This window comes from Bradyrhizobium sp. CB2312 (genome assembly GCF_029714425.1).
Lineage (GTDB): Bacteria > Pseudomonadota > Alphaproteobacteria > Rhizobiales > Xanthobacteraceae > Bradyrhizobium.
The window spans coordinates 1,665,108-1,688,126 of the sequence record NZ_CP121668.1; the positions used below are offsets into that span (position 1 = coordinate 1,665,108).

Genomic DNA, 23,019 nt, shown 5'->3' on the forward strand with positions numbered 1-23,019 from the left:
GGCTCTAGGTTGCGCCGGATGTCCCCTCGACTCGGATGTTATCCGCAGCAACTATGACGGCACAACGGCAGGAAGATAGCCCTTTGCGCCCCGGAATTGCCTTGATCGGGCTCGCGATCCGCCTTCTGGCGGGCCTTTGGCTCGCCTGCCTGGAGCTGCCGGCGCAAGCGGCCACCACCGAGCGGATCGTGGTCAACCGCTTCTCGGGCGTCGCCATCGAGGGTTTTGACCCCGTCGGCTATTTCGTCGACGGCACCGCCGAGCAGGGGACGGCGGAGTTCGAGGCGAACCTGTGGGGGGCGGTCTGGCGTTTCCGGAACGAGGGCAATCGGGCCTCCTTCCTGGCCCATCCCGAGATCTATGGCCCGCAATTCGGCGGATATGACCCGGCCGACATCGCCCGCGGCGTCACGGTCCCCGGCAACCCCCGCTTCTTCGTGATCGCGGCGCAGCGGCTCTATCTGTTCAGCCTGGAAGCCAATCGCGACGCCTTCGCAGCCGATCCCGAACGCTTCCTCTATGAGGTCGGCAAGCGCTGGCCGGCGCTCCAGGACAAACTTAGTCAGTAGCGGCCTACCGCCTGGGGGTCGCCCCAGGCGATGAAGTCCGGGATGATGAAGCCGCTATCGCGGCGCTGGCCGAAAAGGAGCTCGCCGCCCTTGCCGTCGGTGACCTTGCCGCCGGCAGCGGTCACGACCGCGCAGCCGGCCCCGACGTCCCATTCCGAGGTCGGCCCGAAGCGGGGATAGATGTCGGCGCTGCCCTCCGCGATCCGGCCGAACTTCACCGCCGAGCCACAGGTCATTCTCACGGAATTGGGCCGGCCACCGATGAACGCCTCGCTTTGGGGATCTCCATGCGAACGGCTCACCGCCGCGACCCAGGGCTCGCCCTCGGTCGGCAGCTTGCGGGTGCGGATCGGTTCAGCAGCACCGATGGTGGCGCCGTCAAACCTGACGCGCTCGGCGCCGCGCCCGACGATGCCGCGCCAGAGCAGCCCCAGCGCGGGCGCGCTGACGATGCCGAGCAGCGGCACGCCTTCGGTCACGACGGCGAGGTTGACGGTGAATTCGTCGCGGCCGGCGACGAACTCCTTGGTGCCGTCGAGTGGATCGATCAGGAAGAAGCTGCCCTGAAACGGCGGCGAGGCGAGCTGGGTCCGCTCCTCCGAGAGCGTCGGAACGTCGCTGGCGAGCTGCGCCAGGCCGTCGGCGATGATGCGGTCGGCGGCCAGGTCGGCCTCGGTCACCGGCGATCCGTCCTGCTTGCCCTCGACCCGCATCGCCTCACGGTTGACCGCGAGGATCGCCTCGCCCGCCTTCACCACCAGCGCGGTGAGCGGCTCCATCAATCGGGCTGCGGCCTCGGCGTCGATGATGCTCACCTGCATGCCTCATTCATCGGCAAATATCGCCCCTCTTCACCTGATTCGCCCCGATCGATTCGCTTGGGCCTTTATGGCCGCTTCGAACCTATCGCAAGCTAGCTGCCACAGGCTGGCGAATGTTAGAACCCGCAGCATCCGTCAAGCATGCGTGATTCGCGGCGTCCAGCGCCGTGCAATTCCAGGAACCCTCCAGGACCCCTTTATATGTCTGACGCCTCGTCGCCCGCGACCGCTACTGCCCCCGATATGCTCGAACTCGCAGCTCTCCTGTGCTCGCGGGTTTGCCACGATCTCATCAGCCCCGTCGGCGCCATCGTCAACGGGCTCGAAGTGCTCGACGACGATCCCAAGCCGGAAGACCGCGAATTCGCGCTCGACCTGATTCGCAAGAGCGCCAAGACCGCCTCCGCCCGCCTCCAGTTCTGCCGTCTCGCCTTCGGCGCGGCCGGCTCGTCCGGCGCGCAGATCGACCTCGGCGACGCCCAGACAATGGCGCGCGGCCATATCGAGGACGGCAAGTGCGCGATCACCTGGAATCTGCCGCGGCTTTTGCTGCCGAAGAATCGCGTCAAGCTGCTGCTCAACATGCTGGTCGTCGCCCAGCATACGATCCCGCGCGGCGGCATGCTGACGGTCGATCCGATCGGCGAGGGCGAAACCATGAGCTTCCGCATCACCGCGACCGGACACAATGCGCGCCTGCCGCAGAACATCTCCGAGCTCCTCAGCGGCGAGCGGGGACCTGCCGCGGATGCGCATGCGATCCAGCCTTATTATACGCGCCTGCTCGCACAGGCCTGCGGCCTCACCGTGAAGCTCGCGCCGGAAGGCGAGGCCATCATCGTTACCGCTTCGTAAACGCGCCCGTCGCGGTTCGAACCGTTAATGTAATCTTTACGAGGCGCTTCGGCTTGTCCGGAGCGCCTTATCTCTTTGTTGGTTCCGTTCTTTTGCACATACTCAACCATTATTAAACGCTTTGCGGTGAAGCTGGCTTCATTCCGAAATGGCGCATCACGTCTCGTGCGCGCCCTCCCTGTATGAAGGCCTGTTTTCATGGATGATCTGTTGCGGGAGTTTTTGACGGAGACCAGCGAGAGCCTGGACACCGTCGACAATCAGCTGGTGAAGTTCGAGCAGGAGCCGAACAACGCCAAGATCCTGGATAACATCTTCCGCCTGGTCCACACCATCAAGGGCACCTGCGGCTTCCTCGGCCTGCCGCGGCTCGAAGCGCTGGCGCATGCCGGCGAGACCCTGATGGGCAAATTCCGCGACGGCATGCCGGTGACCGGCCAGGCCGTGACGGTGATCCTGTCCTCGATCGACCGCATCAAGGAGATCCTCGCCGGCCTCGAGGCAACCGAAGCCGAGCCCGAAGGCAACGACCGCGATCTCATCGACAAGCTGGAAGCGATGGTCGAGCAGGGCATGGCCGCAATGGCTGCGGGCGCTGCTGCTCCCGTTGCTGAAGCCCCGCCGCTGGTACCGGAGGCACCCGCCGCTACACCCGCACCCGCAAAAGAAATGACGAGGGGTTCGCTGATCGAGCAAACCCTGGAGCGCCCGCTGCGTCCCGGCGAGGTCTCGCTCGACGAGCTCGAGCGCGCCTTCCGCGAGACCGCGATCGAAGCGCCGGTCCCCGCGCCCGTCGCGAAGGCCGAGCCGGCACCTGCGCCGGCGGCCGCGGTTCCCGCTCCCGCAGCGAAGGAAGCCAAGGAAACTGCAAAGCCCGCCAAGGAGAAGGCCGCGCCGAAGAAGTCGATGGCCGACGAGAGTGTCGGTGAGGGCGACCGCATCGCCAACCAGTCGATCCGCGTCAACGTGGATACGCTGGAGCATCTGATGACCATGGTCTCCGAGCTGGTCTTGACCCGCAACCAGCTGCTGGAGATCTCCCGCCGCAACGAGGACACCGAGTTCAAGGTGCCGCTGCAGCGCCTCTCCAACGTCACCGCCGAGCTGCAGGAGGGCGTCATGAAGACGCGCATGCAGCCGATCGGCAATGCCTGGCAGAAGCTGCCCCGCATCGTTCGCGACCTCTCCAGCGAACTCGGCAAGCAGATCGAGCTGGAGATGCACGGCGCCGACACCGAGCTCGACCGCCAGGTGCTCGACCTGATCAAGGATCCGCTCACCCACATGGTGCGCAACTCCGCCGATCATGGCCTGGAGACCCCCGCCGAGCGCTTGGCTAGCGGCAAGGGCGAGCAGGGCACCATTCGCCTGTCCGCCTATCACGAGGGCGGCCACATCATCATCTGCATCGCCGACAACGGAAGAGGCCTCAACACCGAGAAGATCAAGGCCAAGGCGCTCTCGTCAGGTCTCGTCACCGAGGCTGAGCTCGAGAAGATGAGCGAAGCCCAGATCCACAAGTTCATCTTCGCGCCGGGCTTCTCCACCGCGGCCGCCATCACCTCGGTGTCGGGGCGCGGCGTCGGCATGGACGTGGTCCGCACCAATATCGACCAGATCGGCGGCACCATCGACATCAAGTCGGTGGCGGGTGAAGGCTCTTCCGTCACCATCAAGATCCCGCTGACCCTCGCGATCGTCTCCGCGCTGATCGTGGAAGCCGCCGGTGACCGCTTCGCGATCCCGCAGCTCTCGGTGGTCGAGCTGGTCCGCGCCCGCGCCAACTCCGAGCACCGCATCGAGCGCATCAAGGACACCGCGGTCCTCAGGTTGCGCAACAAGCTGCTGCCGCTGATCCATCTCAAGAAGCTGCTCAAGATCGACGACGGCGCCGCCTCCGATCCCGAGAACGGCTTCATCGTGGTCACGCAGGTCGGCAGCCAGACCTTTGGCATCGTCGTCGACGGCGTGTTCCACACCGAAGAAATCGTGGTCAAGCCGATGTCCACGAAACTGCGTCACATCGACATGTTCTCCGGCAACACCATTCTGGGCGATGGCGCGGTGATCATGATCATCGATCCCAACGGCATTGCGAAAGCGCTCGGCGCCGCCGGCTCCTCGGCCCATGACATGGCCGACGAGAACGGCGCGCACCACATCGGAAGTGGCGAGCAGACCACCTCGCTGCTGGTGTTCCGCGCCGGCTCGTCCCAGCCCAAGGCGGTCCCGCTTGGCCTCGTCACGCGCCTCGAAGAGCTGCCCGCCGACAAGATCGAGTTCTCCAACGGCCGCTACATGGTGCAGTACCGCGAGCAGCTGATGCCGCTGGTGGCCATGGAGAGCGTCACCATCGCTTCGCAAGGCGCCCAGCCGATCCTGGTGTTCGCCGACGATGGCCGCTCCATGGGTCTCGTCGTCGACGAGATCATCGACATCGTCGAGGAACGGCTCAACATCGAGGTCGGCGGCTCCTCCTCCGGCATTCTCGGCTCGGCCGTGATCAAGGGCCAGGCCACCGAGGTGATCGACGTCGGCCACTTCCTGCCGATGGCGTTCGCCGACTGGTTCACCCGCAAGGAGATGAAGCCGTCGATGCACTCGCAGTCGGTGCTGCTGGTCGACGACAGCGCCTTCTTCCGCAACATGCTGGCGCCCGTCCTCAAGGCCGCCGGCTACCGCGTCCGCACCGCGCCGACCGCGCAGGAGGGCCTTGCGGCACTGCGCGCGCAAAGCTTCGACGTGATCCTGACCGACATCGAGATGCCCGACATGAACGGGTTCGAGTTCGCGGAAGTGATCCGCTCCGACAACAACCTTGCGGCAACGCCGATCATCGGTCTGTCGGCGCTGGTGTCGCCGGCGGCGATCGAGCGCGGCCGGCAGGCCGGCTTCCACGATTATGTCGCCAAGTTCGACCGTCCCGGCCTCATCGCGGCGCTGAAGGAGCAGACCGCGGGCGCGGCCGGCGCCTCCGAGCTGAGCCGGGCGGCGGCGTAAGAGCGCGAGGAGATATCTGAGATGAGCAAGAAGACGCAAATTGGCGAAGGCGCCATGGTCGAATACGTCACCGCGATGATCGGCGGCCAGCTGTTCGGCCTGCCGATCTCGCGCGTCCAGGACGTGTTCATGCCCGAGCGCGTCACCCGCGTGCCCTTGGCCTCGCGCGAGATCGCCGGCGTGTTGAACCTGCGCGGCCGCATCGTCACCGTGATCGACATGCGCGCCCGTCTCGGCCTGCCCAAGGTCGAGGACGGCAAGGCGCCGATGGCGGTCGGCGTCGACCTTCGCGGCGAATCCTACGGCCTCCTGATCGACCAGATCGGCGAGGTGCTGCGCCTGCCCGAGGACGGCAAGGAGGAAAACCCCGTCAACCTCGATCCCCGCATGGCCAAGCTCGCCGGCGGCGTCCACCGTCTCGACGGCCAGCTCATGGTCGTCCTCGATGTTGACCGCGTGCTCGAGCTCGCGCCCGAGATGATGGCGGCCTGATACGGCAGCAAGCGCCGCCGACGGACTTGCAATTGGAAGTACCCCCCGCAAAGGGGGAGGAAGCAGAGGTTCACATGCGAACTTGTCTCGTCGTTGACGATTCCAGCGTCATCCGCAAGGTTGCGCGCCGGATTCTGGAGGGCCTCGACTTCCAGATCCTCGAAGCCGAGGACGGTGAGAAGGCGCTGGAGGCCTGCAAGCGCGGACTTCCCGACGCGGTGCTGCTCGACTGGAACATGCCCGTGATGGACGGTTACGAGTTCCTCGGGCACCTCCGCCGCATGCCCGGCGGCGACCAGCCCAAGGTGGTGTTCTGCACCACCGAGAACGACGTCGCGCATATTGCACGTGCGCTTCATGCCGGCGCCAACGAGTACATCATGAAGCCGTTCGACAAGGACATCGTGACGGCGAAATTCCAGGAAGTCGGCCTGATCTGAGTAAGCACCCGGAGGCTGAACGGATCCTTCGGCGATTGTTTTCAACTGAACCGTTTCAGTCTGAGTTGGTGAGTAATGAGTGTTGCGTTCGCAGGTAATTCGACCACGGGTCCCTCGCGCGAAGCCGGGCCGCTGCGGGTGATGATCGTCGACGACTCCGTCGTCATCCGCGGTCTGATCTCGCGCTGGATCGGTGCCGAGCACGACATGGAAGTCGCGGCCTCGCTGCGCACCGGGCTCGAGGCGGTCAACCAGCTCGAACGCATCAATCCTGACGTTGCGGTGCTCGACATCGAAATGCCCGAGCTCGACGGTCTGTCGGCGCTGCCGCGACTGCTGGCGAAGAAGCGCGACCTCGTCATCATCATGGCTTCGACCCTGACCCGCCGCAACGCGGAGATCAGCTTCAAGGCGCTGTCGCTCGGCGCGGCCGACTACATTCCGAAACCGGAATCGACGCGCGAGGCGCAGGCCGCGGACATCTTTCATCACGACCTGATCCAGAAAATCCGTCACCTCGGCGCGCGGCTGCGCCGCAAGCCCGCGGTTGCGAGCCCACCGCTGGCGCCCGCGAGCCCGGCTCCGGCCGCACGTGGACCAGCTGTTGCGCGGCCCGCTGCGCCCGCGCCGGCTCCGGCGGTGCATGCGCCGTCGTCAGGGGTGTTGTCGACGCGCCCGTTCTCGACCCAGGCCCCGAAGGTGCTGCTGATCGGCTCCTCGACCGGCGGTCCGCAGGCGCTGATGGCGCTCGTCACCGAGCTCGGCCCGGTGATCGACCGCTTCCCGGTGCTGATCACCCAGCACATGCCGCCGACCTTCACCACCATTCTCGCCGAGCACCTGGCGCGTTCGAGCCGCCGCCCCGCAGCCGAGGCGGTCGACGGCGAGCCGGTGAAGCCGGGACGGATCTATCTGGCGCCCGGCGGCAAGCACATGCGCGTCGCGCGCAGCGGCGCGGACGTCGCGATCGCGCTCGATGACGGCCCCGCCGTCAATTTCTGCAAGCCCGCGGTCGATCCGCTGTTCACCTCCGCCATCGACATCTGGCACGGGAGCATCCTCTCCGTGATCCTGACGGGCATGGGCTCGGACGGCATGCGCGGCGGCAAGGACATCGTCGCGGCAGGCGGCAGCGTGATCGCGCAGGACGAAGCCTCCAGCGTGGTCTGGGGCATGCCGGGTGCGGCCGCCAATGCCGGCATCTGCGCGGCGATCCTGCCGCTCAACCAGATCGGCGCCAAGGTCAATCGCCTGTTCGCGGGAGACCGCTCGTGACGCCCGCAGATTACGATTATCTGCGCAAGTTCCTGAAAGAGCGCTCCGGTCTCGATCTCTCCGCCGACAAGCAGTATCTGGTCGAGAGCCGCTTGCTGCCGCTCGCGCGCAAGGCAAGTCTTCCCGGCATTCCCGATCTCGTGCTGAAGATCCGGAACGGCGATGGCCGGCTTGCGACCGACGTGGTCGAAGCCATGACCACCAACGAGACCTTCTTCTACCGCGACAAGATTCCGTTCGATCATCTGCGCGAAACCATCCTGCCGGGCCTGATCCAGGCGCGCGCGGCGCGCAAGTCTTTGCGCATCTGGTCGGCAGCGTCCTCGACAGGGCAGGAGCCCTATTCGATCGCGATGTGCGTGAGGGAGATGGGCGCGGCGTTCGCCGGCTGGCGCATCGAGATCGTCGCCACTGACCTCTCGCAGGAGGTGCTGGAGAAATCCAAGGCCGGCGTCTACAGCCAGTTCGAGGTGCAGCGCGGCCTGCCGATCCAGCATCTGATGAAGTATTTCACGCAAACCGGCGAGCTCTGGCAGCTCAACGCCGACATCCGCGCGATGGTGCAGTTCCGCCAGCTCAACCTGTTGCAGGATTTCTCCCATCTCGGCACGTTCGACGTGATCTTCTGCCGCAACGTGCTGATCTATTTCGACCAGGACACCAAGGCGGTGATCTTCGAGCGGATGGCGAAGGGGTTGGAAGCCGACGGCACGCTGTTGCTTGGCGCCGCCGAATCCGTCGTCGGCATCACCGATGCGTTCCGTCCCATCACCGAGCGCCGTGGCCTCTACCAGCTCAATCCGGCACGCTCCGGCCGTCCGATGGGCGGATTGATGCCGCAGCCGCTGAAGGTCGCCGCGGCAAGGTGATTTGCCGCACGGCGCGGCGATCGGAGTGAGTGACGTTGATGCGGATGACCGGTAGCACCTGCCGGCCCCTCCGTTGCACGCGACGCTTCACTCGCAATTGAGCAGCGCAGATTACTCGGCTACCGCGCAGCAGAGCGCGCGCGGCGATGCGACGCGATCGCGCTCCTCATCAGCATCTGGCGGTTGTGCTATGGTGCCGATCGTCCCGCCGGACAGAGGCGGGAATTCGCTCAAGATCATGACCTATTTCGAGGAGGACATACTATGCGAATGTCTTGTGCCTCTTATTTCCTGCTGGCGGTGCTCTCGTTGCCTGCGACGGCTGTTGCCGGCGAGCAGGTACTCGAATTCAAGCTCGTCACCAAGCCGATGGACGTCAAGGTCACGGAAGTCGCGAATGTCGAAGGTCAGACAGTCATATCCGGCAAAATGTTCGGCGTTGCCTTCTTCAAGGACGGCCGCATTGCCGTGAAGGACTTCGTCAATTCCTCCGACTTGCTCAAGGGCTCAGGACCGATTTTCGGCTACAGTACCTACACCTTTGACGACGGCTCCTCGATCACGGCGCGCTACGCCGGCGCGGTCAAGGACGGAAAGGCGAAGGGCGAATATACAATCTTGTCGGGCACCGGGACTTACGCAAACGCGACGGGCACGGGTGGCTTCGAGAGCGTGCAAAGTGGGTTCAAGGGCGCCGGTCTGTACGACGGAAGATTTATCGTCAAGACCCCCTAAGCCAGCACGCGAACCTTGGCGCTCGCGCGCCTTTGCCGATGAGGTCGCGAGCGCATTTCACAAAATCGCATGCGGCAGGAAGCGCGAGCTGTTGCCCGTGATCGGACTCTCGTCCTCGCGGATCGACAGGCCGCAGGGCTCGTGGTTCACCAGCCAGCTTCCCACCACGGGATAGACGCCGGAAAAATTCGGCAGCGGTGATAGCGCCTGGCGCACGAAGCCTTCCGCACCGTAGGGGCCGGCGTGCTCGTCGAGCGGCATTCCGCCCGACACCAGCGTGACATTGGCGCCTTCGCGCGACAGCAGCGGCTTGCGTACATACGACGTTCCGAGCTCCGCCGCCCGCGCGTCGTCCTCGAAGAAGGCCGGCAGCAGATTGGGATGGTTCGGAAACATCTCCCAGAGCAGCGGCAGGATGCCCTTGTTGGAGAGCACGGCCTTCCACGGCGGCTCGATCCAGCGCGTCGGCGCGCTCGCGAGCTTCGCGCCAAAGGCGTCCTGGAACATCCACTCCCAGGGATAGAGCTTGAAGACAAGCTCCATGTCGCGGTCGTCGAGATCGACGAAGCCGCCGGCTTCATCGCGCCAGCCGATCTCCTCGATGTCGAGCAGCGTGGTCGAGAGCCCCGCCTGGCGTGCGGTGTCCTCGAGATAAGCGAGCGTGCCGGCGTCCTCCTCGTTATCGGTAGCGCCGGTGAGATGCAGATGCCGACCGGCGCCGGTCGCCTTCCACGCCTCGATCAGCCGTTCGTGGATGGAGTTGAACTGATCGGCGCGTGCGGGGATGATGCGGCGTTCGATCGCCTGTTCGAGCCAGGTCCATTGAAACACCGCGGCCTCGAAGATCGAGGTCGGGGTATCGGCATTGTATTCGAGCAGCTTTGCCGGCGCTCCGCCGTCGAACTTCAGATCGAGCCGGCCGTAGAGGCTGCGGTCGTCACGCTCCCAACTCTCGGCGATCAAACTCCAGAACGCCTCCGGAATCTTCAAGCGCCGCAAGTAACGCTCATCACTGATGACGCGGCCGGCGAGCTCCAGGCACATCGCATCAATCTCGCCGGTCGGCGTCTCGATGCCGCGTTCGATCTCGTCGAGCGTGAAGGCATAATAGGCGCGCTCGTCCCAATAGCGCTCGCCGTCGATGGTGTGGAAGGCGAAGCCGTATTGCTCTGCGGTCTCTCGCCAGTCGTCGCGCTCGGGACAGACGATGCGTTGCATGGATCAACCGCCGTGGCCGCCATGGCCATGACCGCCATGGCCATGTCCGCCGTGGTCATGTCCGCCGTGGCCGTGCATGTGATGCAGCGTGCCGCCGAAACCGCCATAGTTCGGGCGGCAATAGGGCTTGCCGTCGAGGCCGGGAACGGCTTCGAGCCCGGGGCCGCATGGCTGTTCGCGCCTGGTGAATCCCATCGAGGCCGCGCTGACCGCGGCGCTTCCCATCAACGTCAGCATGACCCTTCGCGAGCGTTTCATGTTGCGTCCTCCCGCGCGACTTTAAGCAGACCGGCGCGCGGCGTTGAATTCAAAACCTCGCGCTTCAGCCGCCGCCCGAAAAACCATGGCCGAACGAGCCGAAGCCGCCGCGGCTCACGCTGCTCGAGCCTGAATCGGACGACGTGCCCGACGAGGAGTGGCTCGAGGAATCGCTGCTGAAGAAGCTCGATCGCGACGACCAGCGCGAGCCGCCGTTGCCGCCTGACGAACTGCTGCTGCTGGTGCTGCACGTCGTGGTCGTCTGCCCCGGCAAGGCTCCGGGGGAGGGCTCGCAGGTCTGGTGCGGCATCAGCGTGTAGGCGGTGGTGCCGACCGCGATCGTGCCCATCACCAGCAGCGCGACATGGCCGGAGCGCTTCACCGGCGGCCGCGAAGGCGGCGGCTCAGCGGGCGGCCGGCGCTTGCCGAAATCCTTTTTGGTGGGTTTGTCCGCCATATCAGTTGATCACGTCAGTAGATCATGCAGGCGGCGTTCAGGAGGCCAGCGGCGAGCGAGGACAGGCCGAGCCAGATCGCGGGCGCAAGCTCGCCGGCAGCAATCCGCGCCGACAGGTTCGGCACCGGCACCTTGACGAGAAACAGCACGATGATCTGGACGATCAGCGCGATGATCGCCCAGACCATGCAGTCCAGCACATTGGCCGAATGCGCGATCGCGCTGACCAGCGGCGCCACGAAGCCGAGCAGGCTGAGGCCGAGCGCGATCGCAGCGGCCGGCTCGTTGTCGCGGATCAGCTGGAACTCGTTGTGCGGGGTGATGCGGGTATAGATGAACAGATACGCCACGATGGCGATCAGGCCGGTGCAGAAATAGACCAGGAAGGCGGGCAGGCCGGCGAGTGATTGCAGGATCATCGTTCCCCCATCGTGCAGCGACCATTCGTCGGCATCGGGAGGATAGCGGTTCAATGCCGGGGGAGCGACGAAGCGGCGCTCCCGTCCCCAAAAACAAAACCCCGCCATTTGCGGCGGGGTCCAGGCTGGGAGGAGCGAGCCCGATGGCTCGCGACGTAAAGGGATCAGGCCGGGATGCGCTCGTCGGCCTCGTGCGGCTCGCGCAGCACGTAACCGCGGCCCCACACGGTCTCGATGAAGTTGCGTCCCTCGGAAGCGTTGGCCAGCTTCTTGCGGAGCTTGCAGATGAAGACGTCGATGATCTTCAGCTCGGGCTCGTCCATGCCGCCATAGAGGTGGTTGAGGAACATTTCCTTGGTGAGGGTCGTACCCTTGCGGAGCGAGAGCAGCTCCAGCATCTGATATTCCTTGCCGGTCAGATGCACGCGCTGGCCGCCGACTTCCACCGTCTTGGTGTCGAGGTTGACGACGAGATCGCCGGTCTGGATGACCGACTGGGCGTGACCCTTGGAGCGGCGCACGATCGCGTGGATGCGGGCCACCAGCTCGTCCTTGTGGAAGGGCTTGGTCATGTAGTCGTCGGCGCCGACGCCGAGACCCTTGACCTTGTCCTCGATGCCGGCGAGGCCGGAGAGGATCAGAATCGGTGTCTTGATCTTGGAGACCCGAAGCTGCTTGAGCACGTCGTAGCCGGACATGTCGGGCAGATTGAGGTCGAGGAGAATAATGTCGTAATCGTATAACTTACCGAGATCGACGCCTTCTTCCCCCAAATCGGTCGTGTAGACGTTGAAGCTCTCAGACTTCAGCATCAGCTCGATCGACTGCGCGACGGCGCTGTCATCTTCAATCAGCAAAACGCGCATGCCAGTTCCCCATAGTCGCCGCTCCTGGGCGTCAGGTCGGCCGCATTCGCGGCACTCAACAAAACGCCTTTGAACAACTGATTCGGATCCTGACGACAGATGGTTAACAAATCCTGATTCTGGAACGCAAGTCCCCCCGGTGCAATTTTTCTCGAATCGCCCTAAGGTGTTGCGCGAGAAGCAGCTTTCGTCACCCGACTCCGTTCAAGTTCCACTTTAAGAGGCGGCGCTAACCGACTCCCGCGACTCAGCCTTCTTCTGAAGGGAAGTCACGCTCAGTCACAAAGACAGTGACGCAATGATTAATGATGCGGGTAAACACGAAGTTAAGCGCCGTTCAGAAATATGGCGAAACTTAAGGTTTCCACGGTGAGGGCCAAATCATGAAGGCGCGCTCCTGATGAAGGCTCTTGCCGAACAGATCGGCGACATCGACGGCGTCAACATTTATGGCCGCGTGGTCGGCGTGCGCGGCCTCATGGTCGAGGTCGCTGGACCCATTCATGCGATGTCGGTCGGCGCGCGGCTCGTGATCGAGACCGGCGCCAATCGCTCCATTCCCTGCGAGGTGATCGGCTTCTCCGGCAACAACGCTGTCGTGATGCCGTTCGCCGGTCTCGACGGCGTGCGCCGCGGTTGCAAGGCGGTGATCGCCAATGCCGCAAATCAAGTGCGGCCGTCGTCGGCCTGGCTCGGCCGCGTCGTCAACGCGCTGGGCGAGCCGATCGACGGCAAGGGGCCGCTGCCGCAAGGTTCCTCGCCGATGCCGTACCGCAATTCGCCGCCGCCGGCGCATTCGCGCAAGCGCGTAGGCAGCCCGCTCGATCTCGGTGTGCGCGCGATGAACACCTTCCTCACCTGCTGCCGCGGCCAGCGGATGGGCATCTTCGCAGGCTCGGGCGTGGGCAAATCGGTGCTGCTCTCGATGCTCGCGCGCAACGTCGATGCCGCGGTCAGCGTCATCGGGCTGATCGGCGAACGCGGCCGCGAGGTGCAGGAGTTCCTGCAGGACGATCTCGGCGAGGAGGGCCTGGCGCGATCCGTCGTCGTGGTCGCGACCTCCGACGAGCCGGCGCTGATGCGGCGACAGGCGGCGTATCTGACGCTCGCGGTCGCCGAATATTTCCGCGATGAGGACCAGGATGTCCTCTGCCTGATGGACTCGGTGACGCGCTTTGCGATGGCGCAGCGCGAGATCGGCCTGTCTGCCGGCGAGCCGCCGACCGCCAAGGGCTACACGCCGACCGTGTTCACCGAGCTGCCCAAGCTGCTGGAGCGGGCTGGACCGGGCCTGGGCGAGGGCGCCATCACCGCGATCTTCACGGTGCTGGTCGACGGCGACGACCATAATGAGCCGATCGCGGATGCCGTGCGCGGCATCCTCGACGGCCATATCGTGATGCAGCGCTCGATCGCCGAGCGCGGCCGCTACCCCGCGATTAACATCCTCAAATCCGTCTCCCGCACCATGCCGAAATCGGCCGATCCGCAGTTCTGGCCGACCATCCAGCGGGCGCGCCAGGTGATGGCGACCTATGCCGATATGGAGGAGTTGATCCGGTTAGGGGCCTACCGGGCCGGCTCCAGCCCCGAGGTCGACGAGGCGATCCGCCTGCACGAGCCGCTGGAGGCCTTTCTGCGGCAGCGCAAGGACGAAAATGCATCCCTGGCCGATGGCTATCGCCAATTGGCGCAAATCCTCGGTAATTTGGAAACGGAACGCTAACTTTGTCGCGTCATCATCCGCTCCCACAGAGTAGCAGAGCCGGTCTTGGCCCAAATTGGGCCTGTGGGGAGACCGGTGTCGTCCCACGCGCAGCTAGGGGACTTCTGGGGAGTACGAGTCGATGAAGTCACGAGATACCCTCATCCGCCTGAAGAAGTTTCAGGTCGACGAGAAGCGCCGCCGGGTCACCCAGATCGAGACCATGATTGCCGATTTCCAGCGGATGTCGGTCGATCTCGAACGCGAGATCCAGACCGAGCAGGAGCGCGCGGGGATCAACGATCCCTCGCATTTCGCCTACCCGACCTATGCCAAGGCCGCGATCCAGCGCCGCGAGAACCTGACCCGCTCGGCCGACGAGCTCAAGGGGCAGCTCGACGAAGCCAAGGCCGCGCTGGCCGAAGCCTTCGAGGAGCTGAAGAAGGTCGAGCTGCTCGACGAGCGCGACCAGGCCCGCGAACGCGCCGAGGAGAACGCCCGCGAGCAGGCCGACCTCGACAGCATCGGCCTGATGCGCGCCCGCATCGGAGCGGTCGCCTAAAAGGCGCTGCCGGCAAACCTGCCGAGAATTCACAAAACCCGGGCCGCAAGGTCCGGGTTTTGCCTTTGCTGTCCACAGTGTGGCGCCGCGCCCCCTTGGTGGTCGGCTTTGCCGCGCGCTATGGTAGCGGAGTGCCAGGGCCTGCGCGAAAAGCGGCGGAGCCGTGCGCGTTTGGGGGACTGAATGCTGACGCCAGCAGAGCTGGTCGGGCTGATCGAGGCGGTGGCGAAGGGCGACCAGGCCGCGTTCGAGCGCCTCTACGCGGCCACGCGGGCGAAACTCTATGGCGTCGTGCTCCGTATCTTGCGCCGACAGGATCTCGCAGAGGAGGTCATTCAGGAGACCTACGTCAAGATCTGGAACGGTGCCGCCCAGTTCAATCCGGCCTTGTCGTCGCCGATCACGTGGATGGCGTCGATCGCGCGCAATCGCGCCATCGACATCATCCGGAAGAAATCCGAACTCTCCATCGAGGAAGAGCCTCAGGCGATGGAGGTTGCGGCCGACAGTCCCGATCCGCTGGCGCGGCGGGAGATGACCGAGGAATTGAAGCGGCTTTTGGAATGCATCGGCCGGCTCGAGCCGGATCGTCAGAGGCTCGTTCTTCTCGCCTATTACAACGGCTGGAGCCGCGAGCAGCTGGCCGAGAAATTCGCCGCGCCCGTCAACACGGTGAAGACGTGGCTGCGGCGCAGCATGCTGGATATCCGGGAGTGCCTCGGACTTTAGAGGATGATGAGAGTGGCACGAACCAAAGCGGCAACAGTCGACCTCTCCCCGTCGGGGAGAGGTCGGCGCGTAGCGCCGGGTGAGGGGCCGCGGATTTCACGAGAGAGCGTAACCCCTCACCCGGACCGCATCTTGCGATGCGATCCGACCTCTCCCTTCGGGAGAGGTGAAGGAAAGTGATGGCCTACACGGAGGACCATATCGCGCTCGCCGCGGAATATGCGCTCGGCACGCTCGACGCCGAGGAGCGCGCGCAGGTCGAGACCATGATGGCGGTGGACAGGGCGTTCGCCGACATCGTGCAGGCCTGGTCTTACCGGCTCGGCGTCCTCAACCAGATGGTCGGCAATATCGAGCCGCGTCCGATCGTGTGGGAGAACATCAGGTCCGAGATCGCGCGCACGGCGCTTGCGCAGGAGCCGCCGGCCCCGTCCGCAGTCGTGCCGCCGCCACCTCCGCCGGTCGAAACCGCGCCGCCGGACTTGCCGTCGGAGCAGACGCCGGAGCCTGAGCCGCAGCCTGCCGAGGCAGAGCAGCCCGAGACGATGCGTCCTTCACCCGATGCGATTGGCGACATCGCGCCGGTCTTCATGCCGCAGGTCCACGCACCCGATCCTGAGGTCGTGCACGTGCCGCAGGTGCCGATCGTCGACGACACCAACGTGATCTATCTCGAGGGCCGCGTGAAGCGCTGGCGCACCATCGCCTCCGCCGTCGGTACGCTTGCGGCCGCGCTGCTGGTGACGCTGTCACTCCAGATCTTCCGGCCCGACGCGCTGCCGGGTGCGTTGCGTCCCGCACCGCGCATCCAGACCGTGGAGGTGAAGACGCCGGCGGCGCCGCTCGCCGCCTCTGCGCAATATGTGGCGCTGTTGCAGGGCCAGGGCGGCGGCCCGGCCTTCATTCTCACCATCGACGGCGCGACGCGGAATTTCACGGTGCGCAAGGTCGGCGCGACACCGGAGCCCGGCAAGAGTTTCGAGCTCTGGCTGATCTCCGACAAGCTGCCGCGCCCGCGCTCGCTCGGCGTGATCGGCTCCGGCGATTTCACGGCACGCCCCGTTCTCGGCTCCTACGACGCCGATGTCGTCAGCGGCGCCACCTACGCCGTCACCGTCGAGCAGGCCGGCGGCTCGCCGACGGGACAGCCGACCTCCGCGCCGGTGTTTTCCGGCAAGCTGATCGAGACCGTGCCGCCGTCCCAGCCGCAGGCGCCCGCGAAGAAGTAGGCGACAGGAACTGGTTCCTGTCGCCACGGTCCATCCCGCCGTCGCATTCCGACAAATTCCGCCCAATCCAGCCCCGATTTGAACCTCCCCGCAATTCTGGGCGTCAAATGCCCGGAATTTGCAGTCGGCGTCGCCGATCATGATGGCGCGCGCGCGCCGGAGAGGGGCAGGAAATCAGATGGATGCAGCAAGGACGCCGGGCATCTTCGTCCACCAATATGCAGGACTGCCGCACGGTCCGGCCTTCGAACAGTGGCGCGAGCGGGCCTTCGGTGCCTGCGGTCTCGACATCGGGCCGAGCCACGGCGACAGCATCGACTGCCGGCTCCAGATCAGCGTGGTCGACAATATCGCGCTCGCCCTTCCCGAAGGCGCCTCCGCGCAATACACGCGCACGCAGAGCCATCTTGCCGACGGCAGCGACGACCTCGTGCTGATTTCGGCCCATGCGGGCCTCGTTCGGGTCGGGCAGAACGGCCATACCGTCGAGCTTGCGCCGGCGCAGATGGTGCTGGTCGACATGAGCGTCACCGGCACCGTCGGGCACACCGACGAGGACCGCTTCACCACCATCCGCATGCCGCGCCGCGCGCTGCTCGACATCAATCCGCGCGCCGAGGAGAAGCTGTCGCAAGTGCTCTCCGACGGTGCGGTGGCCGAGACCATCTTCCGCTATCACGCGCTTGCCGCCCATCACGCGCCGCATCTCGACGCCGTCGGACAGCGCCTGACCGCGCAGCACATGGTCGATCTCGTTGGCCTCCTGCTCGGCACCGATGCCGAGCATGCAAGCCTCGCCCGCGGCCGCGGGCATGCGGCGGCACGTCTCGATCTCATGCGCGCCGACGTGATGGCCGCGCTCGGCCGCAACGATCTCTGCCTGTCCGAGATCGCAACGCGCTCGGGGCTCAGCCCGCGCCAGGCGCAACGCCTGTTCGAGCAGGCCGGCACGACCTTCACCGAATTCGTGTTGGAGCAGCGCCTGTTACAGGCGCGCAAGCTGCTCGGCGATCCCCGCGCCAGGGCGCGCAAGATCAGCGACATCGCGCACTCCTCGGGGTTCTCTGATCTGTCCTATTTCAACCGCGCCTTCCGCAAGCGCTTTGGCGCGACGCCGTCGCAATTGCGCGAGGCCTGAGCCACGTTTTTGTGCAGCGGGTGCCGCGCTGCCGCAGTTGGTCGGCCGGAGCCAATGCGCTATACCTGCCAGCGCGGGCAGACCGTAGGAATCCTTGGGAAAGCGTAGTAGGCGGACATGGCGCGTATCGTCGTGCTCGGCGCCGGGTTTGCAGGCCTGTGGGCGGCCATCGGTGCCGCGCGCATGCGCGAGGAGATCGGCGCTAACAGCGACATCGAGATCCGCCTCATTGACCGCAATCCCTATCACAACATCCGCGTGCGCAATTACGAGGTCGATCTGTCCGAGGTCGCCATTCCGCTGCCGCAACTGCTGGATCCGATCGGCGTCAGTCACGGCATCGGCGAGGTCGAGACCATCGATCCGGCACGGCGTGAGATTTCGCTGGTCACTGACCGCGGTGACGAGACGCTGAGATACGACCGCCTGGTGCTGGCGCTCGGCAGCGAGGTGATGCGGCCCGACATTCCGGGCCTTGCCGAGCATGCGTTCGACGTCGATACCTATGCCGCGGCGCTCAATCTCGAGGAGCATCTCACCTCGCTCGGACGCAGCGTGCCGTCGCCGGGGCGCTCCACGGTCGTGGTGGTCGGCGCCGGCTTTACTGGCATCGAGGTCGCGGCCGAAATGCCGGACCGGCTGGCGCGCGCGGGCATCACCGGAAGTCGCCGTATCATCCTGGTCGATTCCAATCCGGCCGTCGGCGCCACCATCGGCGCGCATGCGCGTCCCGTGATTGAGACCGCGCTGGCTTCGCTCGAGGTCGAGACAAGGCTCGGCGTGCGTGTCGCATCGGTCGAGGCCGCCGGCATGCACCTGAGCTCGGGCGAGTTCATCCCGACCCAGACGGTGATCTGGTGCGCGGGGATGCGTGCAAGCCGTCTCGCGGCGAGCTTTCCGGACGCGCGCGACCGCCTCGGGCGCCTGCTGGTCGATCCCTTCATGCGGGTGGCGGATGTCGGCGGCGTGTTCGCGGCCGGCGACGTCGCCTCGAGCGTCGTCGATGGCTTGCATCCGACCGTGATGTCCTGCCAGTTCGCGCGGCCGATGGGCCGTTTCGCGGGCCACAATGTCGTGGCCGATCTCGCGGGCCGGCCGATGCTGCCGCTGCGGATCGACTGGTACGTGACGGTGCTCGATCTCGGCGGCTGGGGCGCGCTCTATACGGAGGGGTGGGATCGCGAGGTCCGCACGACCGGTCAGGCCGCGAAGGCGACCAAGCAGACCATCAACTGCAAGCGGATCTATCCGCCGCTCTCGGGCAGCAAGGACGAGCTGTTCGCAGCCGCAGCGCCGACGGTGCAGGCGCCGCCGCCGACTTACGGGGTGAGGTAGTTGGGGCGGGCGACGGCCGCGCCCTTTACTCCGTCATTGCGAGCGCAGCGAAGCAATCCAGAATCTTTCCGCGGAGACAGTCTGGATTGCTTCGCTGCGCGCGCAATGACGAGGTACCCAGACATGAGAAAGCGCCCGTGGGGGGCGGGCGCTTTCTGTAGTCGACTTGGGGTTGGGGTCGTCTACATATCCACGCGGCGACTTTGGGGGGCTGGTAAAGAGCCGCGTGAATTCACAAAACTCGCTAGATCTCCTTATCGAACGAGGGACGCGTTCGAGCTGGTGATAACGACCGGCTTGCCGGCCTTGATGACGCGGGCCGTCTGGGTCAGACCTTCATCCGAACCCGAGCGTGCCGTGATGCCGAAGCCTGCCACCGCGATCCCTGCGACGAGGGCCACGACCACAATCTTCAAATGGGTCGAGCGATCGGCGCTGTAGATCGAGTGGTTCATGGAAGCCTCCTGCCGCCATCTACCCGAAGTAGTCGCCGGCCGTTTCAGGCAGGTTCATGCTTCCGGTGCCCAACAACGTAGTATTGGGGGGATTCGTTCCCAAGAGGCCATCACAAGAGCGTGAAAGGACGTGAAAGATCGCGATCAAAAACGACGCTGGATCGTTCGATTATATAATTATTTCAAAGATGTAATGTGCTCGTCGGGCGCCTTTTCGGCCTTTGGTCGACAAAGCGCCAGGAACTCAAAAACCATTTGCCTGTGGCCGAAAAACACACGGCTTCTTAAGGCAAATCAGATGCTTCCGACCGTTTTCAACCTCGCCCTGGGGTGGATTTCAGCCTGCGACAGCACGGTCGTCTGGGCCCGGAACCGCTCGACCAGGGAACGTACGAACGGACGAATTGCCGCAGAGGTGACCAGCACCGGAGCCTCGCCTTCGCGGGCGGCGCGCTCGAACGCCTCGCGCACGGCCGTCATGAACTCCGACAGTTTCGAGGGCTGCATCGCGAGGCTGCGCTCCTCGCCCTGGCCGATGATGGATTCGGCGAACGCCTGTTCCCACTTCGCCGAGAGCGCGATCAGCGGCAGATACCCGTTGTAGGAGGTGTTTTGCGCGCAGATCTGTCGCGCCAGGCGGGCGCGGACGTGCTCGACCATGGTCGCGGGATTGCGCGAGAAGGCGAGCGAGTCGGCGATGCCTTCGAGGATGGTCGAGAGGTCGCGGATGGAGATACGCTCGGCCAGCAGCAGCTGCAGCACGCGCTGGATGCCGGAGACCGTGACCTGTCCCGGCACGATGTCCTTGACCAATTCGCTCTGCTCCTTCGGCAGCTCCTTGAGCAGCTTCTGCACCTCGCCATAGGAGAGCAGGTCCGACATGTTGGCCTTGAGCAGCTCGGTGAGATGGGTCGAGAGCACGGTCGCGGCGTCGACGACGGTGTAGCCCTTGAGCGAGGCCTCTTCCTTGAGGCTGGCATCGACCCAGGTCGCGGGCAGGCCGAACGTCGGCTCGGTGGTGTGGATGCCGGGCACCTGAACCTGGCTGCCGCCGGGGTCCATGACCATGAACTGGTTCGGCCAGATCTTGCCGGTGCCGGCGTCGACCTCCTTGATCTTGATGATGTAGGTGTTGGCTTCGAGCTGGACGTTGTCGAGGATGCGCACCGCCGGCATCACGAAGCCCATCTCGATCGCCAGCGAGCGGCGCAGCGCCTTGATCTGCTCGGTGAGGCGGTCGGTGCCGTCGGGTCCGTTGACGAGCGGCAAGAGGGCATAGCCGAGCTCGATCTTGAGGTCGTCGATCTTCAGCGCCGCGGAAATCGGCTCCTCGGCTGCAGCGGCGCCCGGCGCGCCGGGCTGACCTGCCGCGGGGGCGGTCTTGGCGGCTTCCTCGGCCTTGACCGTGGTGCGCTTGTGGTTGCGGGCGTGCCAGGCCAGCGCGCCGGCGCCGGCGCCGAGCGCGAGGAACGGGATGGTCGGAATGCCCGGCAGGGCCGCCAGCACCAGCATCACAGCCGAGGACATCGCCAGCGCCTGCGGATAACCGGAGAACTGCTTCATCAGCGCCTTGTCGGCCGCGCCGGAGACGCCGGCCTTGGAGACGAGCAGGCCCGCCGCGGTCGAGACGATCAGCGCCGGCACCTGGGTGACGAGGCCGTCACCGACTGTCAGCAGCGTGTAGCTGCGCCCGGCGTCGGCGAAGGAGAGGCCCTGCTGCGCGACGCCGATGATCATGCCGCCGACGACGTTGATGAAGACGATCAGGAGGCCGGCGATGGCATCGCCGCGGACGAATTTCGAGGCGCCGTCCATGGCGCCGAAGAAGCCGCTCTCGTCCTCCAGCTCCTTGCGCCGCTGCTTGGCGACCTTCTCGTCGATCAGGCCGGCGGAGAGGTCGGCGTCGATCGCCATCTGCTTGCCGGGCATGGCATCGAGGTGGAAGCGGGCGGCGACTTCGGCGATACGGCCCGAACCCTTGGTGATGACGACGAAATTGACGATGATCAGGATGGCGAAGACGATGATGCCGATGACGAAATTTCCGCCCATCACGAAGCTGCCGAAGGCTTCGATGACGTGACCGGCGGCATCCGTGCCCTCATGCCCGTGCGACAGGATCAGGCGCGTCGAGGCCATGTTGAGCGACAGGCGCAGCATGGTCGAGATCAGGAGGATGGTCGGGAAGGCCGAGAATTCGAGCGGCGCCTGGATGAACAGCGAGGTCATCAGGATCAGGATCGAGAGCGTGATCGAGATCGCCAGGAACAGGTCCAGCACGATCGCGGGCAGGGGGAGGATCAACACCACCAGGATGGTGAGGATGCCGAGCGCGAGCGCGATGTCGCCGCGCTTGAGGACGCTGACGATCTCGTTGAGGGAGGGGATGCCGGGCTTGGCTGCGCCTACGCCCTGTCCCGCGGTGACGTCGACCATGGTAGCTGCCTCCCCGCGCGACTGCCGGCCGCGCGCCCCAAATGTCTGCGCGGCGGCCGAGGGGCCGCCGTTCCGAAAGTGAGGCACCGCACTGGCGTCCACAGGGGATCCCCCGTTCTAACGCGGCCGACGACACTCGACTTCACCCGGCAATTTTTGCCCGGTGTATGGTTAGCAAAGGGTTAACGAAGGGTGCGGCAGGAGGTCTGGGCAGGGGAATTCGGGGGCTGCGGGCACGGAAGAAGTCGTCATGCCCGGGCTTGTCCCGGGCATCCACGTTCTTTGTGCCGCGTGGAAAGGGGTGGATGGCCGGGACGAACTCGGCCATGACGTCGTGGAGGTGTCTGGTGCTCAAGTCGGCGGCGAGGAAGCCGCCGCCTACTTCGCCTTCTCCATCTTCGTCACCGTGTACCCGGCCGGCGCCTCCTCGGCCTCGAAGGTCACCTTGTCGCCGACCTTCACCTGCTTCAGCAAAGCGGGGTCCTTGACGCGGTAGACCATGGTCATGGGCTCCTCCATGCCGAGGTTCTTCGCCGGGCCGTGCTTGAGCGTGATCTTGCCGGCGCCTTCGTCGATCTTCTTGACCTCGCCGCTGATCGAGGCGGCGAAGGCTCCGGTGGCAAGGCTCGCCGTCAGCGCCAGTGCTGCCGCGATGCGGATGATGCGGTTCATGGGAGTCTCCATCAGTTTACGGTGACGTGGCCGACCATGCCGTAGTCGCGATGGCCGGGGATCAGGCAGGAAAACTCGAACGTGCCAGCCTTGGTGAACTTCCAGAGGATCTCGGCAGTCTTGCTCGGCGCGAGCCGCACGCCGTTGGGATCGTCGTGCTCCATGTGCGGATGCTTCTTCATCACCTCCGCATGCGCGAGATTCTCCTTGGGTGTCGCGAGCAGGAACTCATGATCCTCCTTGCCGACATTGCGCAGCACGAAGCGGATCTGCTCGCCGCGTTTGACCTCGACCTTGGCGGGCGCGTAGTCCATCTCGTTCATCAGGATCTCGATGATACGCGCGGGCTTCTTGGGATCGCCCGGCTCGCCGGCCGAAAAGGTCCCGTGATCGTGCTGGTCGTGGGCAAAGGCCGGTGCGATTGAAAGCGCAGCCAGCGCGAATCCGAGTTTGATCGTCGTCTTCATCTTCTTCTCCAGTTGGT

24 protein-coding genes are annotated in these 23,019 nt (G+C 65.2%); 14 read left to right on the top strand and 10 right to left on the bottom strand.

Annotation, left to right across the window (positions count from 1 at the left end; translation table 11 throughout):
• The first annotated feature begins 83 nt into the window (after positions 1-83).
• Complete coding sequence (locus QA642_RS07955) at positions 84-569, top strand: YHS domain-containing (seleno)protein (protein WP_283084174.1); 486 nt, start codon at positions 84-86, stop codon at positions 567-569.
• On the opposite strand, the gene QA642_RS07960 is transcribed toward QA642_RS07955, so the two are convergent.
• Positions 563-1,390, bottom strand: coding sequence for a 3'(2'),5'-bisphosphate nucleotidase CysQ (locus QA642_RS07960; protein ID WP_283084175.1), 828 nt, complete (start codon positions 1,388-1,390; stop codon positions 563-565). The genes QA642_RS07955 and QA642_RS07960 overlap by 7 nt on opposite strands.
• Positions 1,391-1,591: 201 nt before the next feature.
• On the opposite strand from QA642_RS07960, the gene QA642_RS07965 reads away from it, so the two are divergent.
• The 7 genes from QA642_RS07965 (at position 1,592) to QA642_RS07995 (ending at position 9,056) form a co-directional block, all read left to right on the top strand.
• Positions 1,592-2,245: a histidine phosphotransferase ChpT gene (locus QA642_RS07965; RefSeq protein WP_283084176.1), complete on the top strand. Its 654-nt coding sequence runs from the start codon at positions 1,592-1,594 to the stop codon at positions 2,243-2,245.
• Positions 2,246-2,443: 198 nt separating this feature from the next.
• Positions 2,444-5,245 carry a hybrid sensor histidine kinase/response regulator gene (locus QA642_RS07970; RefSeq protein ID WP_283084177.1) on the top strand — a complete coding sequence of 934 codons (2,802 nt, stop codon included), beginning with the start codon at positions 2,444-2,446 and terminating at the stop codon, positions 5,243-5,245.
• Between the two features lie 21 nt (positions 5,246-5,266).
• Complete coding sequence (locus tag QA642_RS07975; protein ID WP_283084178.1) at positions 5,267-5,737, top strand: chemotaxis protein CheW; 471 nt, start codon at positions 5,267-5,269, stop codon at positions 5,735-5,737.
• Positions 5,738-5,811: 74 nt separating this feature from the next.
• On the top strand, positions 5,812-6,177 hold the full coding sequence (locus QA642_RS07980; protein ID WP_007600538.1) for a response regulator: 366 nt from the start codon (positions 5,812-5,814) through the stop codon (positions 6,175-6,177).
• A 75-nt stretch (positions 6,178-6,252) separates the two neighbouring features.
• Positions 6,253-7,452, top strand: a complete 1,200-nt coding sequence (locus tag QA642_RS07985; protein WP_283084179.1) for a chemotaxis response regulator protein-glutamate methylesterase — start codon at positions 6,253-6,255, stop codon at positions 7,450-7,452.
• Positions 7,449-8,321 carry a protein-glutamate O-methyltransferase CheR gene (locus tag QA642_RS07990; RefSeq protein WP_283084180.1) on the top strand — a complete coding sequence of 291 codons (873 nt, stop codon included), beginning with the start codon at positions 7,449-7,451 and terminating at the stop codon, positions 8,319-8,321. Before QA642_RS07985 ends, QA642_RS07990 begins: the two co-directional genes overlap by 4 nt.
• Before the next feature lie 264 nt (positions 8,322-8,585).
• Positions 8,586-9,056 carry a hypothetical protein gene (locus tag QA642_RS07995; RefSeq protein ID WP_283084181.1) on the top strand — a complete coding sequence of 157 codons (471 nt, stop codon included), beginning with the start codon at positions 8,586-8,588 and terminating at the stop codon, positions 9,054-9,056.
• Between the two features lie 57 nt (positions 9,057-9,113).
• Here the strand turns inward: QA642_RS07995 and QA642_RS08000 are convergent, their stop codons facing one another.
• From QA642_RS08000 to ctrA, 5 genes are all read right to left on the bottom strand, one after another.
• Positions 9,114-10,274, bottom strand: coding sequence for a glutathionylspermidine synthase family protein (locus QA642_RS08000; RefSeq protein WP_283084182.1), 1,161 nt, complete (start codon positions 10,272-10,274; stop codon positions 9,114-9,116).
• Positions 10,275-10,277: 3 nt separating this feature from the next.
• The gene (locus QA642_RS08005; RefSeq protein WP_283084183.1) at positions 10,278-10,532 is read right to left on the bottom strand and encodes a hypothetical protein; all 255 of its coding nucleotides are present in this window, start codon (positions 10,530-10,532) and stop codon (positions 10,278-10,280) included.
• 64 nt (positions 10,533-10,596) lie between these two features.
• Positions 10,597-10,989 (bottom strand): hypothetical protein, encoded by a 393-nt coding sequence (locus QA642_RS08010; RefSeq protein ID WP_283084184.1) that lies wholly within the window; start codon positions 10,987-10,989, stop codon positions 10,597-10,599.
• A gap of 14 nt (positions 10,990-11,003) precedes the next feature.
• Positions 11,004-11,408 carry a DUF350 domain-containing protein gene (locus QA642_RS08015; protein WP_283084185.1) on the bottom strand — a complete coding sequence of 135 codons (405 nt, stop codon included), beginning with the start codon at positions 11,406-11,408 and terminating at the stop codon, positions 11,004-11,006.
• A 164-nt stretch (positions 11,409-11,572) separates the two neighbouring features.
• Positions 11,573-12,274 carry a response regulator transcription factor CtrA gene (gene ctrA / locus QA642_RS08020; protein WP_016848562.1) on the bottom strand — a complete coding sequence of 234 codons (702 nt, stop codon included), beginning with the start codon at positions 12,272-12,274 and terminating at the stop codon, positions 11,573-11,575.
• Positions 12,275-12,674: 400 nt separating this feature from the next.
• Between ctrA and fliI the strand changes: the two genes are divergently transcribed.
• The 6 genes from fliI to QA642_RS08050 all read left to right on the top strand — a co-directional run bounded on the left by fliI (position 12,675) and on the right by QA642_RS08050 (position 18,972).
• The gene (gene fliI / locus QA642_RS08025; protein ID WP_283084186.1) at positions 12,675-14,000 is read left to right on the top strand and encodes a flagellar protein export ATPase FliI; all 1,326 of its coding nucleotides are present in this window, start codon (positions 12,675-12,677) and stop codon (positions 13,998-14,000) included.
• A 121-nt stretch (positions 14,001-14,121) separates the two neighbouring features.
• A complete protein-coding gene (fliJ, locus tag QA642_RS08030) occupies positions 14,122-14,541 on the top strand; it encodes a flagellar export protein FliJ (RefSeq protein WP_011084990.1) in 420 nt (139 codons plus the stop codon).
• Between the two features lie 183 nt (positions 14,542-14,724).
• Entirely contained in the window at positions 14,725-15,270 is a 546-nt protein-coding gene (locus QA642_RS08035) for a sigma-70 family RNA polymerase sigma factor (protein ID WP_283084187.1), read from the top strand.
• Between the two features lie 179 nt (positions 15,271-15,449).
• Entirely contained in the window at positions 15,450-16,499 is a 1,050-nt protein-coding gene (locus tag QA642_RS08040) for an anti-sigma factor (RefSeq protein ID WP_283086825.1), read from the top strand.
• 178 nt (positions 16,500-16,677) lie between these two features.
• Positions 16,678-17,637 carry an AraC family transcriptional regulator gene (locus tag QA642_RS08045; protein ID WP_283084188.1) on the top strand — a complete coding sequence of 320 codons (960 nt, stop codon included), beginning with the start codon at positions 16,678-16,680 and terminating at the stop codon, positions 17,635-17,637.
• Positions 17,638-17,754: 117 nt separating this feature from the next.
• On the top strand, positions 17,755-18,972 hold the full coding sequence (locus QA642_RS08050) for an NAD(P)/FAD-dependent oxidoreductase (RefSeq protein ID WP_283084189.1): 1,218 nt from the start codon (positions 17,755-17,757) through the stop codon (positions 18,970-18,972).
• A 254-nt stretch (positions 18,973-19,226) separates the two neighbouring features.
• On the opposite strand, the gene QA642_RS08055 is transcribed toward QA642_RS08050, so the two are convergent.
• The 4 genes from QA642_RS08055 to QA642_RS08070 all read right to left on the bottom strand — a co-directional run bounded on the left by QA642_RS08055 (position 19,227) and on the right by QA642_RS08070 (position 23,002).
• Positions 19,227-19,427, bottom strand: a complete 201-nt coding sequence (locus QA642_RS08055; RefSeq protein ID WP_092193413.1) for a hypothetical protein — start codon at positions 19,425-19,427, stop codon at positions 19,227-19,229.
• A gap of 294 nt (positions 19,428-19,721) precedes the next feature.
• Positions 19,722-21,863 carry a flagellar biosynthesis protein FlhA gene (flhA, locus tag QA642_RS08060; protein ID WP_283084190.1) on the bottom strand — a complete coding sequence of 714 codons (2,142 nt, stop codon included), beginning with the start codon at positions 21,861-21,863 and terminating at the stop codon, positions 19,722-19,724.
• 378 nt (positions 21,864-22,241) lie between these two features.
• Entirely contained in the window at positions 22,242-22,535 is a 294-nt protein-coding gene (locus QA642_RS08065) for a copper-binding protein (RefSeq protein ID WP_283084191.1), read from the bottom strand.
• Positions 22,536-22,546: 11 nt separating this feature from the next.
• A complete protein-coding gene (locus QA642_RS08070; protein ID WP_283086826.1) occupies positions 22,547-23,002 on the bottom strand; it encodes a cupredoxin family protein in 456 nt (151 codons plus the stop codon).
• Positions 23,003-23,019 lie beyond the last annotated feature (17 nt).

Bases quoted from the DNA above. Each gene is read 5' to 3' on its own strand.
- flhA (WP_283084190.1), bottom strand. From the start codon at position 21,863: ATGGTCGACGTCACCGCGGGACAGGGCGTAGGCGCAGCCAAGCCCGGC.
- QA642_RS07970 (WP_283084177.1), top strand. From the start codon at position 2,444: ATGGATGATCTGTTGCGGGAGTTTTTGACGGAGACCAGCGAGAGCCTG.
- QA642_RS08070 (WP_283086826.1), bottom strand. From the start codon at position 23,002: ATGAAGACGACGATCAAACTCGGATTCGCGCTGGCTGCGCTTTCAATC.
- QA642_RS08055 (WP_092193413.1), bottom strand. From the start codon at position 19,427: ATGAACCACTCGATCTACAGCGCCGATCGCTCGACCCATTTGAAGATT.
- QA642_RS07960 (WP_283084175.1), bottom strand. From the start codon at position 1,390: ATGCAGGTGAGCATCATCGACGCCGAGGCCGCAGCCCGATTGATGGAG.
- fliJ (WP_011084990.1), top strand. From the start codon at position 14,122: ATGAAGTCACGAGATACCCTCATCCGCCTGAAGAAGTTTCAGGTCGAC.
- QA642_RS07975 (WP_283084178.1), top strand. From the start codon at position 5,267: ATGAGCAAGAAGACGCAAATTGGCGAAGGCGCCATGGTCGAATACGTC.
- QA642_RS08050 (WP_283084189.1), top strand. From the start codon at position 17,755: ATGGCGCGTATCGTCGTGCTCGGCGCCGGGTTTGCAGGCCTGTGGGCG.
- QA642_RS07995 (WP_283084181.1), top strand. From the start codon at position 8,586: ATGCGAATGTCTTGTGCCTCTTATTTCCTGCTGGCGGTGCTCTCGTTG.
- QA642_RS08040 (WP_283086825.1), top strand. From the start codon at position 15,450: ATGGCCTACACGGAGGACCATATCGCGCTCGCCGCGGAATATGCGCTC.
- QA642_RS08010 (WP_283084184.1), bottom strand. From the start codon at position 10,989: ATGGCGGACAAACCCACCAAAAAGGATTTCGGCAAGCGCCGGCCGCCC.
- QA642_RS08035 (WP_283084187.1), top strand. From the start codon at position 14,725: ATGCTGACGCCAGCAGAGCTGGTCGGGCTGATCGAGGCGGTGGCGAAG.
- QA642_RS08000 (WP_283084182.1), bottom strand. From the start codon at position 10,274: ATGCAACGCATCGTCTGTCCCGAGCGCGACGACTGGCGAGAGACCGCA.
- QA642_RS08015 (WP_283084185.1), bottom strand. From the start codon at position 11,408: ATGATCCTGCAATCACTCGCCGGCCTGCCCGCCTTCCTGGTCTATTTC.
- fliI (WP_283084186.1), top strand. From the start codon at position 12,675: ATGAAGGCTCTTGCCGAACAGATCGGCGACATCGACGGCGTCAACATT.
- ctrA (WP_016848562.1), bottom strand. From the start codon at position 12,274: ATGCGCGTTTTGCTGATTGAAGATGACAGCGCCGTCGCGCAGTCGATC.
- QA642_RS07985 (WP_283084179.1), top strand. From the start codon at position 6,253: ATGAGTGTTGCGTTCGCAGGTAATTCGACCACGGGTCCCTCGCGCGAA.
- QA642_RS08045 (WP_283084188.1), top strand. From the start codon at position 16,678: ATGGATGCAGCAAGGACGCCGGGCATCTTCGTCCACCAATATGCAGGA.
- QA642_RS07980 (WP_007600538.1), top strand. From the start codon at position 5,812: ATGCGAACTTGTCTCGTCGTTGACGATTCCAGCGTCATCCGCAAGGTT.
- QA642_RS07965 (WP_283084176.1), top strand. From the start codon at position 1,592: ATGTCTGACGCCTCGTCGCCCGCGACCGCTACTGCCCCCGATATGCTC.
- QA642_RS08005 (WP_283084183.1), bottom strand. From the start codon at position 10,532: ATGAAACGCTCGCGAAGGGTCATGCTGACGTTGATGGGAAGCGCCGCG.
- QA642_RS08065 (WP_283084191.1), bottom strand. From the start codon at position 22,535: ATGAACCGCATCATCCGCATCGCGGCAGCACTGGCGCTGACGGCGAGC.